Here is a 17,052-nt window from a genome sequence, read left to right on the forward strand (position 1 = left end):
CCGCACATGAGTCAGCAAACAGAAAAACCACAGGGCAGACTTTACGCTATCGGCACCGGTCCCGGTGCCAGTGACCTTATCACGGTACGCGGCGCACGGATTATCGGTGAGCTGGATATCCTGTATGCACCGGCCGGTAAAAAAGATGCCCCGAGCCTGGCACATACCATTGTCGCCCCGTATATCACCGGTAAAACCACGGTGAAAACCTATCACTTCCTGATGAAAGCCTCGCAGGAAGCGAAAGAAGCAGTCTGGGATGAAGTCGCGCAAGCGATTCAGGACGATGTGGCTGACGGTAAAAAAGTCGGCTTTATCACCCTGGGCGATTCCATGCTGTTCAGTACCTGGGTTTCCCTGCTGGAGCGTATCGGCAATCAGCCATGGCTGGAAGTGATTCCGGGCGTGACCTCCTTTGCCGCTATCGCATCACGGGCGGTTGTCCCGCTGGCAATGGAACACCAGAGCCTTGCTGTCATGTCGTGTACCGCATCCCCTGAAGAACTGGAGCATGCGATAACGCATCATGAATGCATTGTGTTAATGAAAGTCTATGGTCGTTTACAACAGGTACGCGATCTGCTCCGCCGCCATGATTTGTTTGATCATGCCATCCTGATGGCCGATGCCACACTGGAAACAGAACAGTGCTGGCGGCGCCTGGATGAGATCGACGACGAACAGACACTGCCTTATTTCTCAACGGTATTAATTAATAAAACCCGGAAATAATTCGGTGAGGTTGTTATGCAACAGAAACTCACGAAGTTCTCGTTAACCGGTGCCGCCGTCACAATTCTGCTGATGATTGCACCTCAGGAAGCCTTTGCCATGCATATCATGGAAGGCTTTTTACCACCGATGTGGGCGATTGCCTGGTGGCTGATTTTCCTGCCGTTCCTCGGTGCGGGGATTGTCCGCCTTAAAGCGATTGTTCAGGAAGATGCCAACCAGAAAGTTCTGCTGGCACTGTGCGGTGCCTTTATCTTTGTGCTTTCCGCGCTGAAGATCCCGTCAGTGACCGGCAGCTGCTCTCACCCTACCGGGGTGGCACTGGCGGTGATCCTGTTCGGGCCATCCGTGGTGGCCGTGCTCGGCTCCATCGTGCTGCTGTTCCAGGCGTTACTGCTGGCACACGGCGGCCTGACCACCCTCGGTGCCAACGGCATGTCGATGGCGGTTATCGGACCGATTGTCGGCTATCTGGTCTGGCGTTTTACCACCAAACTGGGCTGGCGTAAGGATGTCTGCGTCTTCCTTGTTGCGGTGATAGCGGATTTAACCACCTATTTTGTCACCTCGGTGCAGCTCGGGGTTGCTTTCCCGGATCCGCAGATGGGGATGGGTGCGGCGATCCTGAAATTCATGGGTATCTTCTGTCTGACCCAGGTACCGATTGCGATTGCGGAAGGTCTGCTGACGGTACTGGTATATGATCAGCTGGTGAAACGTAACCTGGTGGGTAACGAGGTGCGGGCATGAAAAAGACACTGATTTTACTGTTTCTGACTGTTGCGATTTTTATCATCCCGTTCTTTATCGACCACGGCGGTGAATACGGCGGCTCAGACGATCAGGCAGAGCAGCAGATCCTCGCTATCGCGCCGGATTATGAACCCTGGTTTGAGTCTCTGTACGAACCGGCCAGTGGTGAAATCGAAAGTCTGCTGTTCACATTACAGGGCTGTCTGGGCACTGCAGTGATTTTCTACGTGCTCGGTTACTACCGCAGCGGCCGGAAAAATGCAAAGCCTTGATGCGCTGAGTTATCAAAGCCGCTGGCGCCAGCGCGATCCGGTAGCGAAATTCGCTTTCTGGGTTGTGATGATGGTTCTGGCAATGAGCCTGCCGCCGGCAGGCCAGGCGGCTTTATTGCTGTGTATTGCGGCGTTTACCTGCTGGTTACTGCGGGTATCGCCGCTCCGCTATCTTAAATGGCTGCTGATCCCGTTCAGTTTTCTGGCGGTGGGTCTGGTGGCCATTATTATTTCGTTTGCCCGCACACCAGACAGTCTGCTGTGGGGCATTCAGATTGGTCAGTACTGGGTGGGTTTCGACCCCGCCGGTCTTGCAACCGCTAATCAGACCTTCTGGCGCAGCATGGCGGCTCTCGCTGCCACCTTCTGGTTTATGCTCAATATGCCGTTTGAGCAGTTGATTAAACTGATGAAACGCGGCCGTCTGCCGCTGGTGCTGATCGAGCAGATCCTGCTGACCTGGCGCTTTATCTTTATCTTTCTGGAAGAAGCCGCCACTATTTATCACGCACAATCCCTGCGCTTCGGCTACCGCAATCTGCGCACCGGCTACCGCTCACTGGCGATGCTGGTCACCATGCTGTTTTCCCGCGTGATGATGCGCTATCAGCAAATGTCCGTCGCACTGAATGTGAAGCTCTATCAGGGAGATTTCCACCTATGAATCATCATCCGCAATTATCGGTCAGCGGTCTCACATTCCGCTATCAGGACGATAATATCCTGAAAAACCTGACGATGGATTTCGGCGCGCACCAGGTCACCGGGATTATCGGTGCCAACGGCTGCGGAAAATCTACCCTGTTTATGAACCTGTCCGGTATTCTGAAACCGCAGGACGGTCAGGTGAACTGGCGGGGTAATCCGCTGAAATACGACAAAAAATCCCTGCTGGAACTGCGCCAGCATGTGGTGACCGTCTTTCAGGACCCGGATATGCAGATTTTCTACACCGATGTCGACAGTGATATCGCGTTTGCCCTGCGAAATCTCGGGGTAGAAGAAGATGAGATCAAACGCCGGACAGATGAGGCGCTGCGGCTGGTCGATGCACTCGCCTTCCGCAACAAACCGGTACAGCACCTGAGTTTCGGGCAGAAAAAACGCGTGGCAATCGCCGGGGCGCTGGTGATGCAGTCAGACTATCTGCTGCTCGATGAACCGACTGCGGGGCTGGATCCTGCCGGACGTCAGCAGATGATTGATCTGCTGGCCCGTATTGCCGCCGCCGGTAAACACATAGTGATTTCCAGCCATGACATTGATCTGATTTATCAGGTCTGTGATGGTATTTACGTGATGTCGCACGGCGAAGTGTGCGGCCACGGCACGCCGGAATCCGTTTTCCTGCAAAAAGAGATGATCACCGCCGCCGGGCTGGAACAGCCGTGGCTGGTCAAACTCCACTGCGAAACCGGACTGCCGCTGTGCAAAACTGAACAGGCGCTGTTTGCACAATTGCAGCAGCAGACAACCCCCGCCGCCGGAACACACGAGGTAATGGCATGACATTTTCACTGATGATCCAGGGTACGGCTTCCGATGTCGGAAAAAGTGTATTAGTCGCCGGATTCTGCCGGATTTTTTCTCAGGACGGGTATCATTGTGCACCGTTCAAATCACAGAATATGGCACTGAACTCGGGGATCACCCGTGACGGCAAAGAGATGGGCCGTGCTCAGATCTTTCAGGCGGAAGCTGCCGGTACCGAACCGGATGTGCGCATGAACCCGGTTCTGCTCAAACCGACCTCTGACCGCAAATCCCAGGTCATCCTGATGGGAAAAGTTGCGCAGAATATGGATGCAGCGGAGTATCACCTCTACAAACCGCAGCTGAAAGCCATGATCCGCGATGTTTACAATGACCTGGCTTCTGAGCACGACATCATTGTGCTGGAAGGCGCGGGCAGCCCGGCGGAGATCAATCTGCGCGACGGCGACATTGTAAATATGGGCATGGCGGAGATGATCGACGCACCGGTGATCCTGGTCGCGGATATCGATCGCGGCGGTGTGTTCGCCTCGATTTACGGCACACTCGCCCTGCTGACCGATGACGAACGCGCCAGGGTGATCGGCGTGATCATCAATAAATTCCGCGGTGATGTCGCTCTGCTAATGCCGGGCATTAAACAAATCGAAGATCTGACTCACGTTCCTGTGCTCGGCGTGCTGCCGTGGCTGGATGTGGATCTGGAAGATGAGGACGGCGTGGCGCTGCAGGTCGGCAAATATGATGGTAAAACGGAGGAAGTGCTGGATATTGTGGTCGTTCAGCTGCCGCACATTGCCAACTTCACCGATTTCAATGCCCTTGCCGCCCAGCCGGATGTCCGTCTGCGTTATGAATCCGATCCGCTGCTGGTCGGTGAACCGGATCTGCTGATTATCCCGGGCAGTAAAAATACCCTCGGTGATCTGCTGTGGCTGCGTCAGAAAGGAATGGATAAAGCCATTCTCACCCGCCATGCACAGGGCACACCGGTCGCCGGGATCTGCGGCGGCTATCAGATCCTCGGTAAACATATTTATGATGATGTCGAATCCGGATTATCCGACTTACCGGGCCTGGGACTGCTCGATATCACCACCCGCTTCTCACCGGAAAAAAATACCACCCAAACCGCCGGAACCGTGTGCGGTGCACTGCCGGGGATCTGGTCTGCCTGTCAGAGTGAACCGATCAGCGGCTACGAGATCCACATGGGTGTGTCCGAAACCGGTGCGGATGCCATCCCGTTTGCACAGATGCATGAGAAAAACCGCGAGCCGTGCAACCATGCCGACGGCGCGGTCAGCCCGGACGGCAGTGTGATGGGCTCTTATCTGCACGGCATTTTTGACCGCAACAATTTCACCCGTCCGCTGCTCAATCAGCTGCGGAAAAAGAAAGGGCTGGAGCCGCTGCCGGAGAGCACGTTTGACTATGCACTGCATAAAGAACAGCAGTTTAATATTCTGGCGCAGCAGATGCGGGAACACCTCAATATTGATGAAATCTGCCGTCTGATGCGTGCGCATAAGGAGAAAACAGCATGATTTTAATCACCGGCGGCGCCCGCAGCGGTAAAAGCAGTTTTGCTGAAGAACTGGTGGATAACCGCTGTCACAGTGCGCTCTATATCGCCACCTCGGTGGTGACGGATGATGAAATGGCTGCCCGTGTGGCGCGTCATAAGGCCGATCGCCCGCAGCACTGGCGCACGTGGGAAGGTTTTAAAAACATTGCCCATGCTATCCGCTATGAACGCAAACCCGGCGAAGGGGTGATGCTGGAATGTATCACCACGCTGATTGCCAATCTGCTTTATGATGCCTCGGGCGGCGCGGATCCGGACACGCTCGATTACGCGCAGCTGGAGATCGGCATCAACAGCGAAATCGATCATATTATTGATGCCTGCAAAGAGAGTGAGTGCCCGGTGTATATCGTTACCAACGAACTGGGCATGAGCATCACACCGGAAAACCGGCTGGCGCGTCATTTTGTCGATATCGCCGGACGCATTAATCAGAAACTCGCCCGTCAGGCCGAACAGGTCTGGCTGGTGGTCTCCGGAATCGGAGTTCAGATCAAATGAACCTGAAATACCTGTGGGCGACACTCCAGTTTATTACCCGGATTCCGGTGCCGCAGCGCTGGAGTGAAGGTACGGAGTTTCAGCAGTACGGGCGCGGTGTGCCGTTTTTTCCGGTGGTCGGACTGATTGCCGGGATCATTGCAGCACTGCTGACAGTGTGGATTGCCCAGGCGACTCACAGTCCGCTGATCGCCGCACTGGGCTATGTGCTGGCACTGATCCTGATCACCGGCGGTTTTCACCTCGATGGCCTGGCAGATACCTGTGACGGTATTTTCTCCGCCCGCAAACGCGAAAGAATGCTGGAGATCATGCGCGACAGCCGCATTGGTACGCATGGCTGTCTGGCACTGATTTTTGCCCTGATGGCAAAATCCGCTGCCGCGTATGAGCTTCTCGCCTCCTCTTCCCTGTCCCTGACCGCCGCTGCCGGATTGCTGATTTGCGCCCCGGTCGCAGGCCGCACCTGTATGTCACTGGTGATGTACAACCAGCGCTACGCCCGCGAAGGGGAAGGCATGGGCAATATTTATATCGGCCGTATCACTTTGCGCCAGTTTGTCATCACCCTCGCCACCGGCGCGGTGATTGTCACTGTTGCAGGCGGGATGAAAGCCCTCGGCGCACTGATTATCACCGCCTTTATTATTTACGGGCTGGGGCGTTATTTCCGCCATCACCTCGGCGGACAAACCGGGGACACACTCGGTGCCGCTGAAGAGTGCGGGGAAATTATCTTCCTGCTCGCGCTGTTCTGGGTGTAAGCGGATGAGTATCAGCCGATTTATTCTTGTCCGCCACGGGGAAACCGCCGGGAACAAAGACGGTTTATTCTACGGCAGCACCGATTTACCGCTGACGGAACACGGCCACCGCCAGGCATCCGCCGTGGCCGCTTATCTGCGGGATATTCAGATAGATACTATACTGATCAGTGAATTGCAGCGGGCAAGACAGACAGCGGAATACATCCGCGCCCCGGAAACTCATCACTACCAGTGCGACCCGCGTCTCAATGAAATGCACTTCGGGGAGTGGGAAATGCAGCATTACAGTGAGATTGCCGCCCGTTACCCGGCGGACTGGGAGATCTGGATGAATGACTGGCTGCATGCTGCGCCGACCGGCGGCGAGCCGTTTCCGCAGTTTGCGGCGAGGGTTCAGGCGGTGGCGGATGAACTGCGCCGGGAAGCATCAGAAACCCCGGCAACCCGGCTGATTGTCGCCCACAAGGGCGTGCTCGGGCTTATCATCACCCGCTGGTTCGGCCTGCCCGCAGAGGCCATGTGGCAATTCCCCTGTGAACAGGACAGTTACAGTGTGGCGGAATGCCGCGACGGATTTATGACGTTAGCTGTGTTTAACGGGCGATCACGTTTTACGCCTGTTGTTTGATTATAAAAATATAATGTGAGCATAAAAACAATGACAACACTGAAAGACCTGATCCGCGCGATCCCGCCTCTGGATCACGCGGCCATGCAGGCGGCAGAGCAGCATATCAACGGATTGGCCAAGCCGCCGCGCAGTCTCGGCCGCCTGGAAGATCTGGCGGTACACCTTGCCGGAATGCCGGGGATTGACCATCCGGATAATCTGCCGAAAGAAATTATTGTGATGTGTGCGGATCACGGCGTATTTGCAGAAGGTGTCGCCGTCACCCCACAGGAAGTCACTGCTATCCAGGCGCGCAATATCCAGAAACAGCTGACCGGTGTCTGCGCGGTTGCCCGCAGCAACGGTACCAGCGTGCTGCCGGTGGATATCGGCATTGACTGCGATCCGATTGATGACATGATTTCCCTGAAACTGGCACGCGGCTGCGGCAATATTGCCAAAGGCCAGGCAATGTCTTATGCCGATGCAGAGCATCTGCTGGTCGTCAGTGCAGAGCTGGTAAAACAGCGGGTTGCCGCCGGGATCCGCGTTGTCGGCACCGGGGAACTGGGCATCGCCAATACCACCCCGGCGTCTGCGATGATCAGCGTCCTGTGCGGGCTTGATCCGCATGATACCGTCGGTATCGGTGCCAATCTGCCGCTGGATCGCGTCTCGCACAAAGAAGCGATCGTCAGACAGGCTATCGCGCTGAACAAGCCGGATCCTGCAGATGCCATTGATGTACTCGCCAAAGTCGGCGGGTATGATCTGACCGGGATGACCGGTGTGATTCTGGGTGCCGCCGTCTGCGGTATTCCTGTCGTGCTCGACGGCTTTTTATCTTACGCCTGCGCTATCGCAGCCTGCCGTCTGGCCCCTGCTGTCCGGGACTATCTGATCCCGTCCCACTTTTCCGCCGAGAAAGGCGCGGGTATTGCGCTTGAGCAGCTCGGTCTGAAACCTTTCTTATATTTGGATCTCCGGCTGGGTGAAGGCAGCGGCGCGGCATTAGCCATGTCCGTTATTAATGCCGCATGCAGCATGTATTGTCATATGGGGCATCAGGCCGGCAGCGGTTTCACCCTGCCGCCATCCCCCATCCGGTAAAATGGATTATATTTTTAGGGAGTAAAACGCTATGCGAAAGAAGATCCCGAAAACGGATTTACTGATCACCTTTGAAGCTGTCGCACAGTATGAAAGCTACACCCGGGCAGCGGAAGAGTTATCACTGACCCAGAGCGCGGTTTTCCGTCAGATAGCCGCGCTGGAAGAATTTCTGAATGTGTCGCTGTTTCATCACGTCCGCAAACGTATTTTCCTCAGTGATGCCGGAAAACATTACCTCGGGCTGGTGCATGACACGCTGGATAAGCTGGAGAAAGATACCCAGGATATTATGTCCTGGCAATCCTCACAGCAGCTGTTTGAGCTGGCGGTAACGCCGACCTTCAGTACACACTGGCTGATCCCGAATTTACAAAGCTTCCGGGAGAAGCATCCGGAAATCGCATTAAGTATCAGCGCATTAACCACTCCGGCGGACTTTACCAGCCTGAAATACGATGCGGCGATCATGCGTGAGGATTTCTGTAATCCGTGGCCGGATTTTGAATATCTGTTTGAGGAAGAGCTGGTGCCGGTCTGCAGCCGCATGCTGTGGCGGGATGACAGTATCAAGCTCACCACCAGCCAGGTGCTGGAAGAGTTTACTCTGCTGCACCAGACCACCCGCCTCGATGCCTGGAGTGACTGGTTCCAGCTATCGGGCATTCACAACCCGAAAACCCGGGTCGGCCCGCGCTTTGATCTGCTTTCGATGCTGATCTCCGCTATCCGCTCAAATCTCGGTGTGGCGCTGCTGCCGCGTTTTGCCATCCAGAAAGATCTGGAAAACGGCGACCTGGTGATCCCGTGCGACCTGCCGATGAGCACCGGCAACCGCTTTGTCCTTACTTATAAAGAGGACAAAAAAGGATCACTCAACCTGCGGAAGTTCAGTGACTGGATCCACGAGAAATCACGGGAAAAAGAACTGATTTTGTCCTGATAAAAAAAGGTGGCCCGGGCCACCTTTTTTATTATGAATCACACTTACTGTTTATCTGCCGCGATCCGGTTACGGATATTCTCTGCGCGCTCTGCGGTCGGCGGGTGAGAATCAAATATGCTGTTCTGCCCTTTATCCATTTTCGCGAGCTTTTCAAACCCGGTAGCCAGACCTTCAGTAGAAATGCCGCGTTTTTTCAGCAGATCATAGGAATAATTATCCGCTTCCGTTTCCTGACGCTGTGAGAACTGCGCATTAACCAGTTTGATACCCATATCGGCAAACTGGGAATTACTCAGCTCAGACGCAAGACCGCCCGCTGAACCCGCCGCGGTTTTTGCCGCCACGGCAGCATAGGCAACCTGCATGGCTTTGCGGGTGTGACCCAGGCCGACGTGTCCTAACTCATGCCCCAGGACACCTTCGATTTCATTATCATTCATGATATCCATCAGACCGCTGTATACACGGACACAGCCGTTCGCCATCGCCCAGGCATTCGGTTCATTGGTCATATAAACCTTGTAATTCACTTTGGTGCCGTTCACATCGGAACCTAATGATTTGGCAATTTTGTCCATGCGTGCCGCGTATTTTCCGGAGGCCGGTGCAATGTTATTTTTTGCATCCATCTCTTTGCAGGCACCGTCAGTCAGTTTCACCATATCCGCATCAGTTAAGGTGGCAGCCTGAAATAACTGGCCGCCGGACTGCGCCAGGGTGTCATAATTCATATTCTGGCAACCGGCCAGAACAACAGCGGATACTGCAAGGGCCGCGATCGTCTTTAATTGCATTCTGTTTGTTTCCGTTTATTCGGTATTTTTACGAATGCAAAGGTATCAATTTATGTTCATCCGCTGCCAGCAGTCTATTCCGAAAAATACGGCGCAGCGCTGCCGTACCGGCAAAAAAAATCGCCCCGTATCAACGGAGCGATTGTAATGACAGACTGTATTTGCGGGATGAATTACCAGTCGATACCTTTCTGTGCCTGAATACCGCTGTCAAACGCGTGTTTAACCGGACGCAGTTCACTGACGGTGTCTGCCAGATCAGTGATATCGCGGTGACATCCCCGGCCGGTAATAATCACGCTCTGGTTTTCAGGACGATTTTTCAGGTAACTGATAATCTCATCCAGGTCGATATAGCCGTAGCGCACCATGTAAGTCAGTTCATCCAGCACCACGAGGTCATAGGACGGATCCTGCAACATCGCTTTGCCGAACTGCCATACTTCCTGTGCCGCTTTGGTATCGCCTTCTTTGTCCTGCGTGTTCCAGGTAAAACCGGTGGCCATAATATGGAACTCAACCCCCAGTTTTTCCAGCACATTGCGCTCGCCGCACTCCCACTGGCCTTTGATAAACTGCACCACGCCCACTTTCATACCGTGTCCGGCGGCGCGTGTCGCGGTACCAAAAGCCGCAGTGGATTTCCCTTTCCCGTTACCGGTGAAGACCATCAGGACCCCGCCGGTCTTCTGAGCCGCGGCAACGCGCCCGTCGACATGCTCTTTCAGTTTCTGTTGCCGTTGTTGATAACGTTCGTCGCTCATGCAAACTCCTCAGGGAAAGTGTTGGCTCAGGCAGGCTGGCCTGCCACGCATTTCTCGCATTTTTTCGTCTGAACCTGTTCGAAGAAGTTATTCCCTTTGTCATCCACCAGGATAAAGGCCGGGAGCCCTTCCACTTCCATTTTCCAGACGGCTTCCATACCCAGTTCAGGGTATTCCAGAATGTCCAGGCTCTTCACATATTCCTGAGCCAGAATCGCCGCAGAACCGCCGATGCTGCCCAGATAGAAGCCGCCGTGTGCTTTACAGGAATCAGTCACCGCCTGACTGCGGTTTCCTTTTGCCAGCATCAGCATACTGCCGCCCTGCGACTGGAACAAGTCCACATACGGATCCATCCGGTTACCGGTGGTCGGGCCGAGGGAGCCGGAGACCAGGTCTTCCGGTTTTTTCGCCGGACCCGCATAGTACACCATATGATCTTTGAAATACTGCGGTAATCCCTGTCCGCTGTCCAGGCGCTCTTTCAGTTTCATATGCGCGATATCACGGGCAATGATGAGCGGGCCGCTGAGAGAAACGCGGGTGGAGACCGGATATTTGCTCAGCTCTTTCAGGATTTCTGCCATCGGCCGGTTCAGATCGATGCTGACCATGTCGCTTTCATTCTCTTTGCGCATGGATTCCGGAATGTAACTTGCCGGATTGTATTCCAGTTTCTCCAGCCAGATCCCGTCTTTGGTGATCTTGCCTTTGATGTTACGGTCAGACGAACAGGACAGTGCCAGACCAATCGGGCAGGAACCACCGTGACGCGGCAGGCGGATCACACGGATATCGTGGGCGAAATACTTACCGCCGAACTGGGCACCGAAACCGAACTCACGGGTGGCTTCCAGCAGCTCCTGCTCCAGCTCACGGTCGCGGAAGGCGCGTCCCAGCTCATTACCGGTATCCGGCAGATTGTCATAATATTTGGTCGATGCCAGTTTCACCGTTTTCAGGTTCATTTCCGGTGAGGTGCCGCCGATACAGAACGCAATATGGTACGGCGGGCAGGCAGTGGTACCGAGATACTTCATTTTGTCGATCAGGAACGCTTTCAGGCGATCATGTTCCAGAATCGCTTTGGTTTCCTGATACAGCGCGGTTTTGTTAGCAGAGCCGCCGCCTTTGTTGATAAACAGGAAGTGATATTCCGCGCCTTCGGTGGCCAGGATATCAATCTGTGCCGGTAAGTTGGTGCCGGTATTCACTTCCGTGTACATATCCAGCGCCGCATTCTGTGAATAACGCAGGTTTTCACGCTGGAATGTGTTGTAAATACCACGGGATAAGCATTCCGCATCATTGACGCCGGTCCACACCTGCTGGCCTTTTTTCGCCACGATAGTCGCGGTGCCGGTATCCTGACAGTTCGGCAGAACCCCTTTGGCAGAGATTTCCGCATTGCGCAGCAGTTGCAGCGCGACATATTTGTCGTTTTCGCTGGCGTCAGGATCGCTTAAAATCTGAGCAACCTGTTTCTGGTGTGCCGGGCGGAGGAAATAGGAAGCATCATGCACGGCCTGCTGGGCAATCAGCGTCAGCGCTTCAGGTTCAACCTTAAGCATCTCACGGCCTTCAAATGTCGCCGTGGAAACGTGCTCCCTGCTCAGCAGATAATAATCCGTTTTATCTTCCGATAACGGGAATGGCTCCTGATACTCAAAAGTTTTATTTGTCATTATATTCACTCGTATTAAATCAGAAAAATGAAGAACCTATTGACTCACAATTTAAAAAATAAAATTACCTGTCCCGATTATGGTGGCTTATTATGCACGAAAACAAATGATTAAAATGAAGAAGTTGGTGAATTTCATGAAGGAACAGATACGTATCACAGCATTTTAATATTATTAAAAAATCCATTTAAAAACAAATCAATAAACTATAAATTAACGATTTTAAAATGAGAAAATAACATATTATTGTTACATTTAATGATTGGATTAAATTTATAAAATAAAAAACTAAAGTTTATTTTAATAAAAATGAGATCTTAATACGGAAATACAGAATAATGAAAATGTAAAAGTGTTAAGCGGGTCATGAGATGCAAACTGCGGATATAAAAAAACACAGGTAAAAATCCGTACCTGTGTTTTTTCATACATAGAATATGTTCTTCAGCCTGCTTTTTTCAGCGGCTCCGGCTCTGCCATATCAACAACCGTTACCGGCGGTTTTCCGTGACAGCCTTCCCCGTAATGCTCGCCTTCCCAGCGACCGACAATCGCCGCGCCCATCGCATTACTCATTACGTTGGTCGCGGAGCGGCCCATATCCAGGAACGGATCGACCCCCATCAGCAGAATTAACCCGGCTTCCGGGATATTAAACTGCGTCAGTGTGGCGGCGATCACCACCAGCGAGGCTCGCGGCACACCCGCCATACCTTTGGATGTCAGCATCAGGATCAGCAGCATCGTAATCTGATCCCCCATGGAAATCTCAATATTGCAGGCCTGGGCGATAAAAATAACCGCAAAAGAGCAGTACGCCATTGAGCCGACGAGATTAAAGGAGTAGCCAATCGGCAGCACAAAGCTGGCGATTTTATTGGAGACCCCGAACTGCTCGAGCTGCTTCAGTGTGCCCGGGAACGCCGCTTCAGAACTGGAGGTGGTAAACGCGAGCAGTGCCGGTTCGGTGATCCCTTTGGTCAGCCGCAGAATACAGCGCCCGGTGATCAGAACAGCCAGGCCGATTAACACCAGCCATAATGTGGCCAGCGTCAGGTAGAATTCACCCATAAAAATACCGGCTTCCAGCAGTACCACCAGCCCGCGCTCAGCGATCATACCGGAAATGGCGGCAAAAACCGTCAGCGGCGCAAACAGCATGACATAGCCGGTCAGTTTCAGCATCAGGCTGACCACCGACTCCAGCAGTGTCAGAATCGGCTTACCTTTTTCACCGATAGCGGAAAGGGCAATCCCCATAAAAATAGAAAAAACAACGATCTGCAAAATTTCATTACGGGCCATAGCATCAACGATACTGGTCGGGATCAGATGGGCGATAAAGTTTTTCACCGAAAACGCGGCGGTCGCCACATTGTCCACCACCGTATCCGCCGGTGCCACAAAGTTAATTCCCGCCCCCGGTTTAAGCAGATTAACAATCACCAGCCCGAGAGTGATGGAAATAAAAGAAGCGCAGACAAACAAAAACAGCGTCTTGGAAAAAACCCGGCCGAGTGTCCGCGCATCCCCCATTTTTGCAATACCCACTACCAGCGTGGAGAGGATCAGCGGCGCGATAATCATTTTAATGAGTCGCAGGAAAATATCTGTCACCACTGAGATATCAGCAGAATATTGCTGATTAAACCCGGGAGTGGCCAGTTTGTTCAGCGCAAAGCCGACAATCACCCCGATAAATAACGCAGCCACAATCCAGGTCGTTAAACTTCTTGACTTCATACTATCTCCATAATGCTGATGTACTTAATCCCCCGGAGACTTTAAAAAATCTGATTAATTTCTTCTGAGCCTGACGGCAGCAGAAAAAATAATAAGCAGAAAGTGAGGGAGTTCAGAACAAAACTGACATCTGCCTTTAACAAAATAAACAATAAAATACACCGCTATTGACATAGTGATGTGCTATTTTACCGGGCGGACCGTACATTATTCCGCCATTACTTTGTTGCAGATAAAGGATTCCGTAACAGATGTTACGTAATAAAGTGTGTTTTAAACTATTATTTACATCGGATTAACGCCGATGTTGTTTTTTTATACTGCCGGCCGGTTTTCAGATGAAAAATACGGCTCTCCTGAAATCATACTCCTTTTTTATTTGATGTCCCTCTCTTTATTGTTTAATTTTTTGTTGCTGATAAAATAAGCACCCTATTATTTTTCATAAAAAAAATTAATAAAAAAGGGCAGCATCAAATGCCGCCCTTTCAGGAACTGAATGAAAAATCACTTATTTCGGCAGAACCCCGAAGGCACGGAAATTGCCGGTCTGTGTGATAAAAGTGTTGTAATACTCATTTTCCGCCACCGTATTGGATGACGCGGACCCGGCAGACGCGGAGACCAGATCCATGGTGGTCTGGTGGATCTCTTTATTCAGCTTGTCGTGAATGTCCGGATTATCCGATTCGTTAATCTGCTTCAGCAGGCCGGTTAATTTCAGCGCCTGTTTCTGTGTTTCCGCATCTTTAAACTGCGGCTCCGGAATGGCGTAATCGAAAGTCATATTGACGGAATCTTTCAGCTCATCACCAGGTGCAACCGGCTGTAATTTTTCGCCGTAATCCGATTCGATATAGGCCACCAGTTCCGCTTTATCAAAACACTTGGTTTTAATATTGCCGACAGACTGGCGGTTACTGGTGGTAATCTCTGCCGGGAACGCCGTACCGACAGGGTAACTGCAATTAAACAGATTGTGGTCAATCAGGGTGGCATTGCTGCTGCGCACCGGCATCTGCAAATCATGGCCGTTAATGGTGACCTCATACAGCGCCGGTTTAAAGCGATCGCTCTGCCCTTCCACCGCATAAACCTCAGACAACATATAATAGACGTGATTATCCGGGTTAATAATGCCGCCGCTGTTATTGTCATACACCATAAAATTCTGTTTCTCACCCTTCGCATTCTCAATGCTGTGCATACCCGGTGATAATTTCAGTTTCGCGGCGGTACCCGGTTCGGTGGTGTATTCCTTGTCATCCACTTTAAAGGTCAGTGTGGTGTCAGTCGGGTTGCTGTACCAGAATTCATTTTTAGTGCTGTCAGGATCCAGACTGTCACAGGCGGCCATTAATAATACGGCAGAACCTAATACACTTAGTTTTATTGCGGTTTTCATAATCGGTCTCATCATATTGTTCTGAACACAGTCCCGATATTATCAATCCTTATTTCCCCGGCATAGGATAAATTACCGGCAAACGCCGGGGCAGCAAAACACAATAATCAGGCAAAGCCGGAAAATAACAGAATGATGACTTATATCATCAGGCGTTATTGTGTTTTTTCCGCAGTTTCTTTTCTGTTATCGCCAATCTGCATTATTACTGTCATAAACAGCAGAATAGCAAAAAAGCAGATTGTTTTAATTCGTTATTAATATTTAACTATTCGTCATCCGGTGATGTTATCGCGCATTATGTGCACCCCGGCAATATTTCTGTATGACAATCCCCGGTTCAGTGATATGTTTTTTTATTCATATTATTATACCGGATATTACCGTGACTGCTGTTTTACGCCATTGTTTTACCGCCCTGCTGATTATTTTTATTTCATTGCAGACGGCTGCTGCCGGGAAAAATATCCCGGCTGAAATAAACGGCCTTAACGGCACACTGACACTACCGGAAAACAGCAAACCGAAAGGTGTCATCCTGTTTATTGCCGGTTATATCACATTGCGGACCGACAAAGCAGGAACGGGTGCCGGTGCGGCAACCATTAACCCTGCAGATATCACCTTTGCCGGTTATCTGAGTGATTATCAGGCATGGTTTGATTTCCTGCAAAAGCGCTATCCGGACACCCCCGTGTATCTGTCCGCCACAGCGAAGGGGCGTTATTTGCCACCCTGATGGCACAGCAGCATAAACCGGCGGGGATTATCCTGATTTCACCTGCGGGATATACCATCGATATTATCCTGAAAAAACAAATGCGTGCTCAGCCATTCCCGCCGGAGGCGCTGGCTTATATCAATGATGTGATTGACCGGCTGAAAGCAGAAAAAACCACGGAGAATGTCCCGCCGTCTCTCAATATTCTGTTCGCCCCGGAATTACAGCGCTATTTTATGGTGTGGATGCAGTATGATCCGGCAGAAGAACTGGCAAAAGTGACCGTTCCGGGGCTGATTATTCAGGGTGGGCATGACTGTCAAATCCCTCCGGAAAACGGCGAACGGCTTATCCGTACCGCACCGGATAATCAGTATGCGGAGATAGCAACCATGAATCACGTTCTGAAAGCGACCCCTGCTGATTGTGCGGCGGCCATCGGCAGTTACAATAACCCGGCGCTGGCGCTGCACCCGGAACTGGTTCCTGCCATTACCCGGTTTTTATCCGCCCGCTGACATTATGTCAGCAGACGTATTCCGTCAGGATGTTTTTTTCAGTGTCTGCAGGAAGTTATTATAAATTTCGGTGAAATCATCTTTAAAACCGGGGAATTCCGCGAGACTTTTGATATTCAGGGTAATATGCATCATAAAACCGTGGATCAGGCTGCATAACAGATAAGAGTCATACTCTTTAATTGTCTGCTCTGCTTTCAGCTGATTGATAATATCATCCACCCGGCTGCTGATATAGCGCCGGTTAATATCCTCAAATTCATACCACCCGGCGACCGGCATCACTTCCTGAACCGGAATCAGTTCCCGGTAATGCTGTTCCAGATAATTCATGAAACTGCGGACAACAAGCCGCAGCTCTTCCCATTTATCCGCCAGAGGTTCAATATTATCGAGGACAGCACTGATTTTCTGTAATTGTATTTCATAGCAGTGCAATAACAGGTCACTTTTACTTTTAAAGTGGTGATAAAACGCCCCTTTTGTGACCCGTGCATCACGGGCAATTTCATCAATCGAAACGGACTGATAGCCTTTTTCAATAAAAAGTCCGTGTGCCGAAATCAGTAATGCCTGCCGCGTCCGTGCTGAATTTTCCTGTTGCCTGGTCAGTGTGTTCATGGTAAAAATGCCCTGTTACATACTATCA

Annotated in this window: 19 protein-coding genes; 13 read left to right on the forward strand and 6 right to left on the reverse strand. The window is 51.7% G+C overall.

Annotation, left to right across the window (positions count from 1 at the left end):
• Positions 1-6: 6 nt before the first annotated feature.
• From AB7038_RS14615 to AB7038_RS14665, 11 genes are read left to right on the forward strand one after another with little or no spacing between them, the layout of a single operon-like run.
• Complete coding sequence (locus AB7038_RS14615; protein WP_368890069.1) at positions 7-732, forward strand: cobalt-factor II C(20)-methyltransferase; 726 nt, start codon at positions 7-9, stop codon at positions 730-732.
• Between the two features lie 15 nt (positions 733-747).
• A complete protein-coding gene (locus AB7038_RS14620) occupies positions 748-1,482 on the forward strand; it encodes an energy-coupling factor ABC transporter permease (protein WP_214179289.1) in 735 nt (244 codons plus the stop codon).
• The gene (locus AB7038_RS14625) at positions 1,479-1,757 is read left to right on the forward strand and encodes an energy-coupling factor ABC transporter substrate-binding protein (RefSeq protein WP_024472830.1); all 279 of its coding nucleotides are present in this window, start codon (positions 1,479-1,481) and stop codon (positions 1,755-1,757) included. Before AB7038_RS14620 ends, AB7038_RS14625 begins: the two co-directional genes overlap by 4 nt.
• The gene (locus AB7038_RS14630; protein WP_072872308.1) at positions 1,744-2,421 is read left to right on the forward strand and encodes an energy-coupling factor ABC transporter transmembrane protein; all 678 of its coding nucleotides are present in this window, start codon (positions 1,744-1,746) and stop codon (positions 2,419-2,421) included. Before AB7038_RS14625 ends, AB7038_RS14630 begins: the two co-directional genes overlap by 14 nt.
• Positions 2,418-3,266 (forward strand): ATP-binding cassette domain-containing protein, encoded by an 849-nt coding sequence (locus AB7038_RS14635; RefSeq protein WP_369453563.1) that lies wholly within the window; start codon positions 2,418-2,420, stop codon positions 3,264-3,266. The genes AB7038_RS14630 and AB7038_RS14635 overlap by 4 nt, the downstream gene beginning before the upstream one ends.
• Complete coding sequence (locus AB7038_RS14640; RefSeq protein WP_368890067.1) at positions 3,263-4,798, forward strand: cobyric acid synthase; 1,536 nt, start codon at positions 3,263-3,265, stop codon at positions 4,796-4,798. The genes AB7038_RS14635 and AB7038_RS14640 overlap by 4 nt, the downstream gene beginning before the upstream one ends.
• The gene (gene cobU / locus AB7038_RS14645) at positions 4,795-5,340 is read left to right on the forward strand and encodes a bifunctional adenosylcobinamide kinase/adenosylcobinamide-phosphate guanylyltransferase (RefSeq protein WP_004236166.1); all 546 of its coding nucleotides are present in this window, start codon (positions 4,795-4,797) and stop codon (positions 5,338-5,340) included. The genes AB7038_RS14640 and cobU overlap by 4 nt, the downstream gene beginning before the upstream one ends.
• Entirely contained in the window at positions 5,337-6,104 is a 768-nt protein-coding gene (gene cobS / locus AB7038_RS14650; RefSeq protein WP_186850090.1) for an adenosylcobinamide-GDP ribazoletransferase, read from the forward strand. The genes cobU and cobS overlap by 4 nt, the downstream gene beginning before the upstream one ends.
• A 4-nt stretch (positions 6,105-6,108) precedes the next feature.
• Positions 6,109-6,735, forward strand: a complete 627-nt coding sequence (cobC, locus tag AB7038_RS14655; protein WP_368890066.1) for an alpha-ribazole phosphatase — start codon at positions 6,109-6,111, stop codon at positions 6,733-6,735.
• 30 nt (positions 6,736-6,765) lie between these two features.
• The gene (gene cobT / locus AB7038_RS14660; protein ID WP_369453564.1) at positions 6,766-7,827 is read left to right on the forward strand and encodes a nicotinate-nucleotide--dimethylbenzimidazole phosphoribosyltransferase; all 1,062 of its coding nucleotides are present in this window, start codon (positions 6,766-6,768) and stop codon (positions 7,825-7,827) included.
• Between the two features lie 31 nt (positions 7,828-7,858).
• Positions 7,859-8,770 (forward strand): LysR substrate-binding domain-containing protein, encoded by a 912-nt coding sequence (locus AB7038_RS14665; protein WP_004236170.1) that lies wholly within the window; start codon positions 7,859-7,861, stop codon positions 8,768-8,770.
• Positions 8,771-8,814: 44 nt separating this feature from the next.
• On the opposite strand, the gene AB7038_RS14670 is transcribed toward AB7038_RS14665, so the two are convergent.
• The 5 genes from AB7038_RS14670 to AB7038_RS14690 form a co-directional block, all read right to left on the reverse strand.
• The gene (locus AB7038_RS14670; protein ID WP_368890064.1) at positions 8,815-9,567 is read right to left on the reverse strand and encodes a M48 family metalloprotease; all 753 of its coding nucleotides are present in this window, start codon (positions 9,565-9,567) and stop codon (positions 8,815-8,817) included.
• A 173-nt stretch (positions 9,568-9,740) separates the two neighbouring features.
• On the reverse strand, positions 9,741-10,331 hold the full coding sequence (gene cobO / locus AB7038_RS14675) for a cob(I)yrinic acid a,c-diamide adenosyltransferase (protein WP_024472838.1): 591 nt from the start codon (positions 10,329-10,331) through the stop codon (positions 9,741-9,743).
• Positions 10,332-10,357: 26 nt separating this feature from the next.
• Positions 10,358-12,016, reverse strand: a complete 1,659-nt coding sequence (locus AB7038_RS14680) for a fumarate hydratase (protein ID WP_025154353.1) — start codon at positions 12,014-12,016, stop codon at positions 10,358-10,360.
• Positions 12,017-12,460: 444 nt separating this feature from the next.
• Complete coding sequence (locus AB7038_RS14685; protein WP_368890063.1) at positions 12,461-13,759, reverse strand: dicarboxylate/amino acid:cation symporter; 1,299 nt, start codon at positions 13,757-13,759, stop codon at positions 12,461-12,463.
• 511 nt (positions 13,760-14,270) lie between these two features.
• Positions 14,271-15,164 carry a hypothetical protein gene (locus AB7038_RS14690; RefSeq protein ID WP_072872345.1) on the reverse strand — a complete coding sequence of 298 codons (894 nt, stop codon included), beginning with the start codon at positions 15,162-15,164 and terminating at the stop codon, positions 14,271-14,273.
• 385 nt (positions 15,165-15,549) lie between these two features.
• Between AB7038_RS14690 and AB7038_RS14695 the strand changes: the two genes are divergently transcribed.
• Positions 15,550-15,903: a hypothetical protein gene (locus AB7038_RS14695; RefSeq protein ID WP_369453565.1), complete on the forward strand. Its 354-nt coding sequence runs from the start codon at positions 15,550-15,552 to the stop codon at positions 15,901-15,903.
• Positions 15,903-16,403, forward strand: a complete 501-nt coding sequence (locus AB7038_RS14700) for an alpha/beta fold hydrolase (protein WP_369453566.1) — start codon at positions 15,903-15,905, stop codon at positions 16,401-16,403. The genes AB7038_RS14695 and AB7038_RS14700 overlap by 1 nt, the downstream gene beginning before the upstream one ends.
• A gap of 24 nt (positions 16,404-16,427) precedes the next feature.
• On the opposite strand, the gene AB7038_RS14705 is transcribed toward AB7038_RS14700, so the two are convergent.
• The gene (locus AB7038_RS14705; protein WP_349419130.1) at positions 16,428-17,024 is read right to left on the reverse strand and encodes a TetR/AcrR family transcriptional regulator; all 597 of its coding nucleotides are present in this window, start codon (positions 17,022-17,024) and stop codon (positions 16,428-16,430) included.
• Positions 17,025-17,052: the final 28 nt, after the last annotated feature.

Origin of the sequence: Morganella morganii (genome assembly GCF_041099235.1) — a bacterium.
GTDB lineage: Bacteria > Pseudomonadota > Gammaproteobacteria > Enterobacterales > Enterobacteriaceae > Morganella > Morganella morganii_E.

Excerpts from the sequence above, each read along its gene's own strand:
- cobU (WP_004236166.1), top strand. The coding sequence starts at position 4,795 with ATGATTTTAATCACCGGCGGCGCCCGCAGCGGTAAAAGCAGTTTTGCT.
- cobC (WP_368890066.1), top strand. The coding sequence starts at position 6,109 with ATGAGTATCAGCCGATTTATTCTTGTCCGCCACGGGGAAACCGCCGGG.
- AB7038_RS14625 (WP_024472830.1), top strand. The coding sequence starts at position 1,479 with ATGAAAAAGACACTGATTTTACTGTTTCTGACTGTTGCGATTTTTATC.
- AB7038_RS14680 (WP_025154353.1), bottom strand. The coding sequence starts at position 12,016 with ATGACAAATAAAACTTTTGAGTATCAGGAGCCATTCCCGTTATCGGAA.
- AB7038_RS14635 (WP_369453563.1), top strand. The coding sequence starts at position 2,418 with ATGAATCATCATCCGCAATTATCGGTCAGCGGTCTCACATTCCGCTAT.
- AB7038_RS14700 (WP_369453566.1), top strand. The coding sequence starts at position 15,903 with ATGGCACAGCAGCATAAACCGGCGGGGATTATCCTGATTTCACCTGCG.
- cobO (WP_024472838.1), bottom strand. The coding sequence starts at position 10,331 with ATGAGCGACGAACGTTATCAACAACGGCAACAGAAACTGAAAGAGCAT.
- cobS (WP_186850090.1), top strand. The coding sequence starts at position 5,337 with ATGAACCTGAAATACCTGTGGGCGACACTCCAGTTTATTACCCGGATT.
- AB7038_RS14670 (WP_368890064.1), bottom strand. The coding sequence starts at position 9,567 with ATGCAATTAAAGACGATCGCGGCCCTTGCAGTATCCGCTGTTGTTCTG.
- AB7038_RS14615 (WP_368890069.1), top strand. The coding sequence starts at position 7 with ATGAGTCAGCAAACAGAAAAACCACAGGGCAGACTTTACGCTATCGGC.
- AB7038_RS14665 (WP_004236170.1), top strand. The coding sequence starts at position 7,859 with ATGCGAAAGAAGATCCCGAAAACGGATTTACTGATCACCTTTGAAGCT.
- AB7038_RS14690 (WP_072872345.1), bottom strand. The coding sequence starts at position 15,164 with ATGAAAACCGCAATAAAACTAAGTGTATTAGGTTCTGCCGTATTATTA.
- AB7038_RS14705 (WP_349419130.1), bottom strand. The coding sequence starts at position 17,024 with ATGAACACACTGACCAGGCAACAGGAAAATTCAGCACGGACGCGGCAG.
- AB7038_RS14630 (WP_072872308.1), top strand. The coding sequence starts at position 1,744 with ATGCAAAGCCTTGATGCGCTGAGTTATCAAAGCCGCTGGCGCCAGCGC.
- AB7038_RS14620 (WP_214179289.1), top strand. The coding sequence starts at position 748 with ATGCAACAGAAACTCACGAAGTTCTCGTTAACCGGTGCCGCCGTCACA.
- AB7038_RS14640 (WP_368890067.1), top strand. The coding sequence starts at position 3,263 with ATGACATTTTCACTGATGATCCAGGGTACGGCTTCCGATGTCGGAAAA.
- cobT (WP_369453564.1), top strand. The coding sequence starts at position 6,766 with ATGACAACACTGAAAGACCTGATCCGCGCGATCCCGCCTCTGGATCAC.
- AB7038_RS14685 (WP_368890063.1), bottom strand. The coding sequence starts at position 13,759 with ATGAAGTCAAGAAGTTTAACGACCTGGATTGTGGCTGCGTTATTTATC.